Origin of the sequence: Vibrio sp., assembly GCF_038138445.1 — a bacterium.
Lineage (GTDB): Bacteria > Pseudomonadota > Gammaproteobacteria > Enterobacterales > Vibrionaceae > Vibrio.
Map to the genome: position 1 here is coordinate 1 of NZ_JAYQDQ010000113.1, position 10,649 is coordinate 10,649.

Sequence of the window (10,649 nt, forward strand, 5' to 3'; positions counted from 1 at the left end):
CAATACCGAATTTAAAAGGAAATGATTAGATGGGGTTTACCGCCAGCTTACAAAAAAAATAAATTTATGCTCATTACTTATCACTCCAATACTTCTCATACCATCACAAGAGCATATCTTGTGCCAAAGAGACATAAGCTATATTAATCTTCATAGGAATCATAGAGTTATAAAACGCTTGAGCAGCATAACTATTGACTTGCCAAAAAAACGACACTTGTAATAGTCATGAAATTGCCGCTTTTTTAAAACTTTCAGTTTTCTATAATGGAGAGATTAAGGTTGTGGACTAAAGAGATAGCGGTACTTTTCTAACTCTCATTGTAATTACAACCTCTCAACCTCAACTTTTACGTAAGGCAATGCGTCAAATGTATTAATTATTTTCCAGTCAGATACATCATCCAAAGAACGCCTTACACGGTTTGAACTTTCAAGGTCCACTGTCTCACCATAATAGACATCGGCTCCGTAAACGCTCTGCAAGGAAAGATCGCCACCTACTTCTGTCACTATCGGCCGTTGAATAGCGTCAATCACTGCCTGTGTGTAAGGTAAACCAAATGAATTAACAACCCATGGCCAATCCCAGGTATGCTCTTGAAGTGGTAAGTTTCGATTTTCAAACTGCTCGCCAAGATTGTCCCCACCTAAGGTTTTCCTTCCTATCTCCCACTGATAGTACTTGTGGGGGCGATGTGTGGGGTGCTCTATGTCTGCATTGCCTGCATAAGATAGAAACCCATACAAGCCAAGATCATAACTTACCCGTGCCTGCCCTTTGTATGGGTATACTTTTGATGTTTTGTATATGGTCATCAGTACTTCTTGCCTGCGCTTTGGCGGTACATTGACCACTATGGTATCTGTGACCAGCTCACTCGCGGCTCCTGAACTCTCCTCTCCCCAGCTTTGCCCAGCAGAAAAAGACACTTCGACTTCACTTTCACCAATGAATGGTAAAGTAAAGTCGCTCTTAACGGATACCGCCTGTTCAAAACTGATCGAACTTTTAAACTTCCAACTGGTTTGCTTTTTATAGGAAAATGTCACTCGATATTGCTGATTTATATCAGAGTCATTAGTCACATTAGCACGCCTTACTCCCAATATTTCTTGGGCTTCATCCGTACTGTCTCTTTGAGCAACGGTACTGGGTAAAAGCTGATAGCTAAGATTAGTAATGTCGATGATCAATCTGTCGTCACAACGGTATCCATAGCAAGGCATTCCAAACCCTATCGCATCGGATTTAATATGGTAAACATCTCTATCGTAAACAGACGTCACCATATCTTCTCCGCTTTGCCGTCCGTCCACACCGCCGCTCCAAGCGTAACCGAGTAGGTTAGCAAGTTCCGCTAAAGGCTCGTAAAACTCTTTTGAATTAATCATAAGCCACTCCAACTTTTGCCTGTTGGGTGCTTTTAACTTGAGTGGTAAAGAGACGTCAGCCTGATAGGTATTTTTTTTGTCTGATTCGATACACCAGCTCGTATAAGCCAGTTGATTGGCAATTTTAATGTTTCCTTTATGACCTGGCCCCATGATGATCAAGCCATTTTCTATATTTGTTAGCTGCCACTCGCCCATTTTAGCTGCCAACCTCTGTTGGTACATCATAGCCGTGCTTAAACTGATTGGTTCATAGCCACTTCGACATGGCCTCTTTTGTAACTCAATATCTTCTAATTCAATATAACGACTTGGAGTATCAGCCAAAACATGCTTGTTGATAAAGAGAGTTAACATTCCCACACACAGGAACACTTTCAATAGATCATCTCTCATAAATTGCATTCCATTGAATCACTTAAGAAGCCATGCCTGACGAGGCGGCGTTATTTAACCTAAGCTCGCAACACTATAGGGGCGAACAAAAACAGGTGCCAAATCCATCACAAAAAGAGTATTGACCCTCGGGGCAAACACCAGCAGCGGTAGAAGTGGCAGAAGAGAAAAGAATAGCAAGAGACAAAATTAGCTTTTTAGACATGGTAAACCTTAAATAAAAACTGTTACAAGAGGTCATCGTTTTACAAACGGATCGCATTGTTAACGGGTTGTTAATGAAGGCCAAAAATCTAATGGATTGTGTAATTAGCTAAAACCCTAAAAAATATATAGTTAGATTTACATCCCAAATACGATTATTAGGCTCAGTCTATTTTTGGCTTTTATCACATTAACCAATATTTAACCCCACGATATCAAACATCACACTCATCACGTTAAAGAGAATTCAAAGACATAAAATCTATTATCTAGCCTATAAGTATTGCTTATTCCATTATTAATAATTTTATCTTTAATCACATTTAAATCAGAGATATACATGATCAAATGCCCTATGGCACAAGCTGTTCGAATAAGGCGAGTTGACCTTAACACTGAAACTAATGTGGAAGAGATGATGACGAAAAAACTAACAACTGCTGCTGGATGCCCTGTCAGCAATAACCAAAATGTAATGACAGCCGGACCTCGTGGTCCACAGTTACTGCAAGATGTATGGTTTCTTGAAAAATTGGCTCATTTTGATCGCGAAGTGATACCAGAAAGACGTATGCATGCCAAAGGTTCTGGCGCTTATGGTACTTTTACGGTCACTCATGACATTACAAAATACACCCGCGCTAAGATCTTCTCAGAAGTTGGTAAAAAGACTGAGTTATTTGCTCGGTTTACCACGGTTGCGGGTGAACGAGGCGCTGCAGATGCAGAACGTGACATTAGAGGCTTTGCGCTCAAATTCTACACCGAAGAAGGAAACTGGGATTTAGTGGGGAACAATACGCCGATCTTTTTTCTGCGCGACCCATTAAAGTTCCCAGACCTAAACCACGCTGTGAAACGCGATCCTCGCACTAATATGCGAAGCGCCATCAACAACTGGGACTTTTGGACATCACTTCCTGAAGCCTTCCACCAAGTCACAATTGTTATGAGTGATCGCGGTATTCCAGCCTCTTACCGTCACATGCATGGCTTTGGTAGCCACACGTTTAGCTTCATCAATGCCGACCAAGAACGCTATTGGGTAAAGTTTCATTTCAAGACTCAACAAGGCATTAAGAACCTGACCGATCAAGAGGCCTCTGACATAATAGGTAGCGATCGGGAAAGCCACCAAAGAGATCTATATCAAGCCATTGAAAATAAAGAGTTTCCAAAGTGGAAGATGCATGTACAGATCATGCCTGAACTAGAGGCTGATAGGGTTAGCTTCAATCCATTCGATCTAACTAAAATATGGTCACAAACTGATTATCCGCTGATACCTGTCGGTGAGTTTGAATTAAACCGCAACCCAGAGAACTTCCACGCGGAAGTTGAGCAGTCTGCCTTTAATCCAGCAGCCGTCGTCCCAGGTATTGGCTTCTCACCTGACAAAATGTTGCAAGGACGCTTGTTTGCCTACGGTGATGCACAGCGTTATCGACTTGGCGTCAATCATCATCAAATCCCTGTCAATGCACCTAAATGCCCAGTACACAGCTACCACCGTGACGGGGCAATGCGAGTTGATGGTAACTATGGCTCGACAATTGGCTATGAGCCAAACTCAAAACAGGAATGGGCCGAACAGCCTGACTTTTCAGAGCCACCACTGCGCATAAATGGAAATGCTGATCATTATGATCACAGAGTCGATGAAGATTACTTTAGCCAAGCAGGTGACTTATTCCGTCTAATGAATAACGAACAGCGTCAAGCATTGTTTGATAATACGGCTCGCGCCATGCAAGGGGTACCAAAGGACATTCAAGAACGCCATATTAACCATGCTTTCCAAGCCGATGAAGACTATGGGAAAGGGCTCAAAATAGCCTTAGGTCTTGATTAAAATTTACTCCAGATAAATCGCCTTTAAAAAAGCTCGCTTGCTGGCACCAGCAAGCAAGCTTTTCACCAAAAGGGTCCTGATACAGCACTACTTATTTTGTGCGTTTACCTTTTCTTGAGTCTTTTGCATAATTAATTTCATTTGCTCTTGCTGCTTTTTACGACGCTCTGCTAGGGTGTTTTTCTGCTCAGGAGTGAGTACTTGATACATGTCATGCTCTGCTTTGATTTTCATAACCTGAATATTAAGTTGCTTTTCGTTGTAATCACGAAGGATCTGTTTTACTTGCTCTTCATCAAACTTCTCGTTTTGCACCAGCTTGGTCCACTGCTGTACTTCTTTGGCCATTTTTTCTTGGCTTGGACTTAACGCCTGAGTTTTAGTTTGCAGCTCAATTTGTATCTGTCTAATCTTGCTTTCTTGCTCCGGCGTGATGCTTTCTAGGCCAAAAGGCTTCGGTGGCGCAACTTTAGCGGTTTGCACAGCTTGCTGGTTTAATTTAGTTGTATCTGGTTGATTATTATTGGCAAAAGTAGGCAAGGTCACGATAGTCAGTAGCGCAGTAATCAAATAACGTTTCATATATCCTCACAAATTAACAAAATAGATAAATGATCATCCATATATAAAACATATGGATATCAAATTAAAAAATAAAACTAAGAACTCACTAGACAATGTATTCATAGCAAAAGTTCCTATCCAGTTTAAAAATTTACCCATTTACTACATTTCTATATCGATTAGATGAGTTTCACAACAAAAAACTGACAAGGATTCTGCCAAATTCTGTATGTTTATTTTATATAGATATAATAATCAAATGTTAATTAAAACTACAAAATGCCAAGAAATATATAACATCAGGTGTTATTGGAACATCAAATCATAAGTAAAATATCATTCATTGAATTTTAAAAGTTTTTTATAAAAAATGCAGATAAAATTAACCCGCATAAACATCGCTTATATATAATAGAGAGGCTATTATTATAATTTCAAATGAGAAGGTAATATTAATACCGGCATATAATCCAAGTGATGCCATTATACACCTTATTTCAGATATTAAAGCACTATGTCGCTGCCCAATAGTTGTGGTGAATGACGGTTCAAGTGATAAATGTAACTATATATTCAAACAGTTAAGAAGCCTTAGCCAATTGGTCGTTATCGATCACGCATCAAACTTGGGTAAAGGCCAAGCACTAAAAACGGGCTTCTCTTACATTATAAATAAAAAACCAGAAGCCACTGGCATCATTACCGCAGATGCAGATGGGCAACATTCACCTCAAGACATTATACGTATCTTAAGCGAGGCGAGATATCAATGCGGCCAGAGGAATAGCCTTCTACTAGGCGCTCGCGCCTTTAACGGAAAAGTGCCGTTTCGAAGTAGGATAGGTAACGCGATCACGGAAAAAATATTCCAGCTAGTCACGCAAATTCCTATTACCGACACTCAAACAGGCCTGAGGTATCTATCTACTGATCTTGCTGATAAATGTTTGGGCATTGAATCGAATGGTTACGAATTTGAAACAGAAATGCTGCTCTTGGCTGCTCGTGAAAAATGCACTATAAAACAGTTAGATATTGAAACTATATATATAGACGATAACAGTTCATCCCACTTTAATCCATTAAGGGATTCCGTAAAGATTTATTGGACCTTTTTACGCTTTACTGGCATATCAGTATCCAGCGCATGTATTGACTATCTATTATTTTACCTAGTGTTATTATCTACTGACTCGACGATAAAATCCTTTGTTATTGCAAGAGCCTTTTCGGCTTGTTACAACTATATAATGTCAAAACGGATTGTGTTTAAATCCGATGGAGAAAGTTACCCATCGATAATAAAATATATCGCTCTGGCCATTATGCTACTGGCTTCATCTATGATGTTAACTCAATTCATCATAATGTTTGGCATTTCAACCATGTATGCCAAACTTATAGCAGAATGTTTACTGTTTATTTCCAGCTTCTTGATTCAGAAATATTTTGTGTTTAATAAATCTTAGTTGCCAGATAAAAATGCAAGTCCGTATATAAAATCACCCTGCCTGTTGAAAGGCAGGATGATACTTAAGGTCAATCGCGACTAAACTTACAAGAAGTTAAAAGACACTGTCAGTGACACGGTATCAATATCATTATTACCAACAGAGTAATTCATATAGTTAGCCCCCAGAGATACTGGACCAAATATAGCGTAATCCGCGCCCACTCCCCACATAAAGTCTAAATCATCGTCATCTTTGTAACTAATGGTGCTTGAGTCTTGTTCCCAATAATGTGCCCCTGCTTTCGCATATACCTGCAAAGGCCCAAAATTAATGCTCGGCTTAAGAGCTGCGTAAAACGATGAAGCTTCGACCTTACCATTACCAAAATCAAACTCACCAAAATTGTTGTAACCCGCTTCAACACCGATAAAAGGTAGAATTCCAGTTCCAACGTGAACTGAGTATGTGGTGGTATCTTCAGAATTTAGATCAGATTGACCAATAGATGCGCCTCCGTATAACCAAGAATCTGCAGATGCTGACGCAGACACACCGATTAACGCTAGCGCTATAATAGTATTTTTCATTTAACACCTTTGATGGACTTTCTCAAATCGCTTAAAAATAAAAATGTCAAAATACTATATGATTACTGTGTTGTACACATGTCAAATGAAAGTAATATATTAAAAGATAAGGATTTTTAATATGAATGCATCTCTTGCGGATCTATAAATATCGGTATGATTCTATTCATTCAACCACATCATGATTACTTCTACCAAAGGCCTTGCTCCCTTAGTTAGGTCAACAAGACTATCCCATGCATCAAAACAACACTGGAGGTGAGCCTTGTACGCATATCAAAGTACCCATCTGGTCCCGCACTCTGGTTTTCTGAACGCATCAATTTTTCTGTTCGCCAAACAACAACATAGCCCATAAGCAAAATCAGCAGGCTCTCAAACTCATATCGCTCACCGAGCAGGACCGATAACCAAGCTGCTAGCACAATCAAATTACTCAAAATTAGCGCTTTATTGCTGCCTCGGCTTTCAAAATTCTCGATGCCATTGCCCCACAGAATACCCGATAAAAAACTCAAAATGACGACGCTATAAGTAATAAAGAGTACTTCGCCACTTAGCCCAAATAAGGCGTGTCCTGTCAGGGATAAAAACAAACCGAATATAAAGGGAATGAGACCCATATAACCAAGCTTAGTCATTGTAGTGTGAGTGCTTACTATACCTCTAGGATTCATAATTGCTTCTCTATAGCATTTTTAAGGGTCGAACTAACTGGTGACGCCGAGCTTGGAAAGGTTGCCACCACATTACCCTGTTTGTTGATTAAGAATTTGTAAAAATTCCATTTGGGCTTCACGCCAGCTTGAGATTGTATTTGGGTAAAGACCGGATTGGCGCTACTGCCTGTTAAAGAAGAACGCGCCATCATTGGAAACGTGACGCCGTAATCGAGGTAACATACCTTGGCAGATTGCTCTTCGCTTCCCCTATCTTGGCGAAAATCATTGCTTGGAAAACCAATGACAGTAAAGCCCTTATCTTTGTATGTTTGATATAACTCTTCAAGCTCTTCAAACTGAGAGGTATAACCACATTGACTTGCCGTATTGACCACTAAAAGCGTTTTGCCTTGAAACGCTTTGCACAACTCGATGTTTTCAGTCGAGTTCAGCAGGCGTTGCTTGCTATTCAATATTTCTGGACATGTGGCGGCAGAGGAAGCAAAAGCCATCAAGCTGCCAAGTAAACTTATGCAACAAAGGATAGGATATTTCATAGGGTTAACTTATGTCAGTGATTGTCAATCATTACTACTATAGCGCTAAATAAAAGGATCACTTCAACCCGTATCATTCCTCATTTTGATAGCGAGATCTGCAAATACAAATCGGTTGAAAATGAAGCCTATCAATTACCGCTTGGTCGCAGATAACATGGTTTACTTAGCTATACTGAAAGGTAATTCAACATCGAAAAGATGTCTGATATGGTTCAGAGGAAGAGTAAATATTCATCGCTATGTCTTGTACTTACATTAACACTATCTCCAAACGCTTCTTCCTTGATTGTAAAAGGTGTTCAAGATGAGTGGCCACCTTACTTTCATAAAGACACTATGAACAAAGGTAAGCTACATCGGCAGGTCGATGAGATTTTTTGCGCGGCAAAGATGCAACTCGCGGTGGAAATACTACCTTGGAATCGCGCCTACAAGATGGCAAAGTCAGGCGAAGTTGATGTAATAGTTGGCGCTTGGAAAACACCACAAAGAGAGAAAGATTTGTACTTTAGCGAGCCCTACTACACCAATCAAATAAAAGTCATCAGCCTGAAAAGTGCGCCAGTCCAATATCAAGATTTACAACAAGAGCGCACGATTAAGATAGCGGTTGTATCCGGTTATGCATACGGGCAAAACATTAGCAACGAAAAGGTAAGTTTTTATCACACCAAGTCGGCTAACGAGAACATTGAGTTTTTGATAAAAAATCGCGTCGACGCCATGCTTATGGATGAAGAGGTTTTTCATTGGAACATAGAGCAGCAATCTTTAGATAAAAACCAGTTTCACGTATCAGAACAGGCTGTTGATGTTTTGCCAATTTATCTAGCTCTGAGTAAAAACAACGCACTATCAAAATCCATCTTGGCAGAGTTTAATCAAGCTCTAATATCGAAAAAACCTTGCGAGACTGCTAAACCATAAGCATTTAAAAAAGTAATCACCTCTGCTTTATCCAGATTTTTAGACATCTTAATCTATGTGACTCAGCTTATTAATATATGAAATATCAATTTTAATTATTACAGTTTATAGATTATTTAATCACAAACAAAACCAATACATGTTGTTTAAGTAATAGATATAAATAATTATTCCTCGTCTTATAAATAAGGTCTCTACTATGAAAATTATTAACTTATCTTTATTACTTGCAGCGTTTTCATTCTCAGCGCAAGCAAGCTTTGCCCCAACTAATGTTTATCTTGATGGGAAAGCCTATCCCGTGGTTGAACTCGAATCAGAAGTGGTCACCAAAAGCTCTGTCGAGATAGATCTCAACAAAGAAGAACGTCAGAAAATGGATAGCAAAGGATTCGCTGAGCTTTCAAAATCGTTTAATTTCTTATGCCGACTTACCCTGTCCAACACGTTTTACTTCACTGAGCTAAAGCCTGGCGATTCAACCATGCTGTACTCATTTGATCAAACCTGCGCTTACAAGCGTGCATCAGGAGCATTAACAAACTTATCCAATGCTTGGCTCAGTTTACAGCTTGTTGATGGCAGCGGCTCTGTGGTTGGTGGGCCAAGTCGTTCAGTCTATGCTAACCCCGGTAAAGGTAAGTACTACTGGGTAGTAATTAACCGCTCTACTGGCAGCCGTGGAGATGGATACATCAAAACCACAGAAATTCACTAGCCCTATAATCGGTGAAGCCTAGTCCTTCACCGATTTTATTAGCCAGCCACGTCACTCCACATAAATTAAACAAAACGATGACACCTCACATCGCTTTTTACGGTCAAAGGACTTTACACCACCTTATATGATCATGGTTGTAAACAAAAAGTCCCCACTTAAATTAAGTGGGGAACGCTCTCACGTGAATGTCCAAAAACTGGACCAGATTACAATTGGCTATATAAAGGTTTCAGGGTTCTAAAACCCAGGTGATATAAGGATAAAGAGAAAGACTTATATCTAATGCTTATCGCGATTTTCCGAGTAGGGACAAATCAGGTTAAGCACAGGTATACAATATACAATCTGGTATCATTTAACATACGGGGAAAACCCGAATGTTTTTCTACTCGGTGTTTTGTAATACTCATTGGTTTTCATCTTTAATCAAAGCAAAATCAAGCAATTGGTTTCAATGGGCTATTTTTCATGAACACTTTTATTCAAAAAAAACATCTGCTGGCTGAAATAAGAAATGGCGATTTCACTCACCCAAAAGACAGAGAAGCGGTTCAGTTTGCCATTAGCAAAATCGACTTTGCATCAAAGCAAAGCGTATTAGATGTGGGATCCGGCTTAGGTGGCACAGTAGACATGCTCAACCAAATGGTAACAACCACTGGGCTAGACAAAGATATCCAAGCGATAAATTACTCAAGAAATAAATACAAGGATTGCAAATTTCTCCATGGCGATGTACTAGATATCGACCAACTTACTGAAGAAACCTTTGATCTTTTTACACTGTTTTCCTCTTTCTATGCATTTGAAGACCAGAATAAAGCGTGTAATGCATTAATGGGAAGAGCAAGGGAAAAGGCAGATTTACTCGTTTTTGAGTACTGTTCAAAAACGCCATTTAAAGGCAATCTTTTCGATGATGACCACTCCCCTTTCAACCCAATTGCCTTAGATAGACTCGATACTATTTTCTCGCCTTGGTCCATCGTTGAGGTCTACGACCTATCGGAGATGTTTTTTGACAGCTATCAAAGCGTGCTGCATAACATGAGAGACAAAAAATTATCTCTTTGCCGCAATCATGGTAAAGAAGCATTTGATAGAGTCTATGACTCCTTTACTAAGCTGACTATTAATCTTGATAATGGAGTTCTAGGTGGTTGTCTAGTTCACGCTCAAACTTAACAATCACACATAAACTCAAAATTAGTACGCTAAAGGTACATGCTCCTATAAATCCCTCTATAAAGCCTCTTAGTACAGTGTACCCCTTTATGATCCGCCCCAGCAGTTTTGGACACCGAGTTAAGTGAGTACAATCACTAAC

The 10,649-nt window shown here is 39.6% G+C and carries 10 protein-coding genes; 5 read left to right on the forward strand and 5 right to left on the reverse strand.

What is annotated here, in order from left to right:
* Positions 1–327 precede the first annotated feature (327 nt).
* The gene (locus AAFM34_RS18870; protein ID WP_341665522.1) at positions 328–1,791 is read right to left on the reverse strand and encodes an aerolysin family beta-barrel pore-forming toxin; all 1,464 of its coding nucleotides are present in this window, start codon (positions 1,789–1,791) and stop codon (positions 328–330) included.
* Positions 1,792–2,413: 622 nt separating this feature from the next.
* On the opposite strand from AAFM34_RS18870, the gene AAFM34_RS18875 reads away from it, so the two are divergent.
* Positions 2,414–3,847: a catalase gene (locus AAFM34_RS18875; protein WP_341665535.1), complete on the forward strand. Its 1,434-nt coding sequence runs from the start codon at positions 2,414–2,416 to the stop codon at positions 3,845–3,847.
* Between the two features lie 87 nt (positions 3,848–3,934).
* Here AAFM34_RS18875 and AAFM34_RS18880 read toward each other — a convergent pair whose 3' ends face one another.
* On the reverse strand, positions 3,935–4,429 hold the full coding sequence (locus tag AAFM34_RS18880) for a Spy/CpxP family protein refolding chaperone (RefSeq protein WP_341665524.1): 495 nt from the start codon (positions 4,427–4,429) through the stop codon (positions 3,935–3,937).
* A gap of 437 nt (positions 4,430–4,866) precedes the next feature.
* Between AAFM34_RS18880 and AAFM34_RS18885 the strand changes: the two genes are divergently transcribed.
* Positions 4,867–5,880 (forward strand): bifunctional glycosyltransferase family 2/GtrA family protein, encoded by a 1,014-nt coding sequence (locus AAFM34_RS18885; RefSeq protein WP_341665537.1) that lies wholly within the window; start codon positions 4,867–4,869, stop codon positions 5,878–5,880.
* 86 nt (positions 5,881–5,966) lie between these two features.
* Here the strand turns inward: AAFM34_RS18885 and AAFM34_RS18890 are convergent, their stop codons facing one another.
* The 3 genes from AAFM34_RS18890 to AAFM34_RS18900 all read right to left on the reverse strand — a co-directional run bounded on the left by AAFM34_RS18890 (position 5,967) and on the right by AAFM34_RS18900 (position 7,671).
* Complete coding sequence (locus AAFM34_RS18890) at positions 5,967–6,452, reverse strand: porin (RefSeq protein ID WP_341665526.1); 486 nt, start codon at positions 6,450–6,452, stop codon at positions 5,967–5,969.
* 215 nt (positions 6,453–6,667) lie between these two features.
* A complete protein-coding gene (locus AAFM34_RS18895; RefSeq protein WP_341665527.1) occupies positions 6,668–7,129 on the reverse strand; it encodes a DUF3429 domain-containing protein in 462 nt (153 codons plus the stop codon).
* Entirely contained in the window at positions 7,126–7,671 is a 546-nt protein-coding gene (locus tag AAFM34_RS18900; protein ID WP_341665528.1) for a redoxin family protein, read from the reverse strand. Before AAFM34_RS18900 ends, AAFM34_RS18895 begins: the two co-directional genes overlap by 4 nt.
* 210 nt (positions 7,672–7,881) lie before the next feature.
* Here AAFM34_RS18900 and AAFM34_RS18905 point away from each other — a divergent pair, with 210 nt between their 5' ends.
* The 3 genes from AAFM34_RS18905 to AAFM34_RS18915 all read left to right on the forward strand — a co-directional run bounded on the left by AAFM34_RS18905 (position 7,882) and on the right by AAFM34_RS18915 (position 10,507).
* Positions 7,882–8,601 (forward strand): transporter substrate-binding domain-containing protein, encoded by a 720-nt coding sequence (locus AAFM34_RS18905; RefSeq protein WP_341665529.1) that lies wholly within the window; start codon positions 7,882–7,884, stop codon positions 8,599–8,601.
* Positions 8,602–8,800: 199 nt separating this feature from the next.
* Positions 8,801–9,319, forward strand: a complete 519-nt coding sequence (locus tag AAFM34_RS18910; protein WP_341665530.1) for a hypothetical protein — start codon at positions 8,801–8,803, stop codon at positions 9,317–9,319.
* Positions 9,320–9,790: 471 nt separating this feature from the next.
* Positions 9,791–10,507 carry a class I SAM-dependent methyltransferase gene (locus AAFM34_RS18915; protein WP_341665533.1) on the forward strand — a complete coding sequence of 239 codons (717 nt, stop codon included), beginning with the start codon at positions 9,791–9,793 and terminating at the stop codon, positions 10,505–10,507.
* Positions 10,508–10,649: the final 142 nt, after the last annotated feature.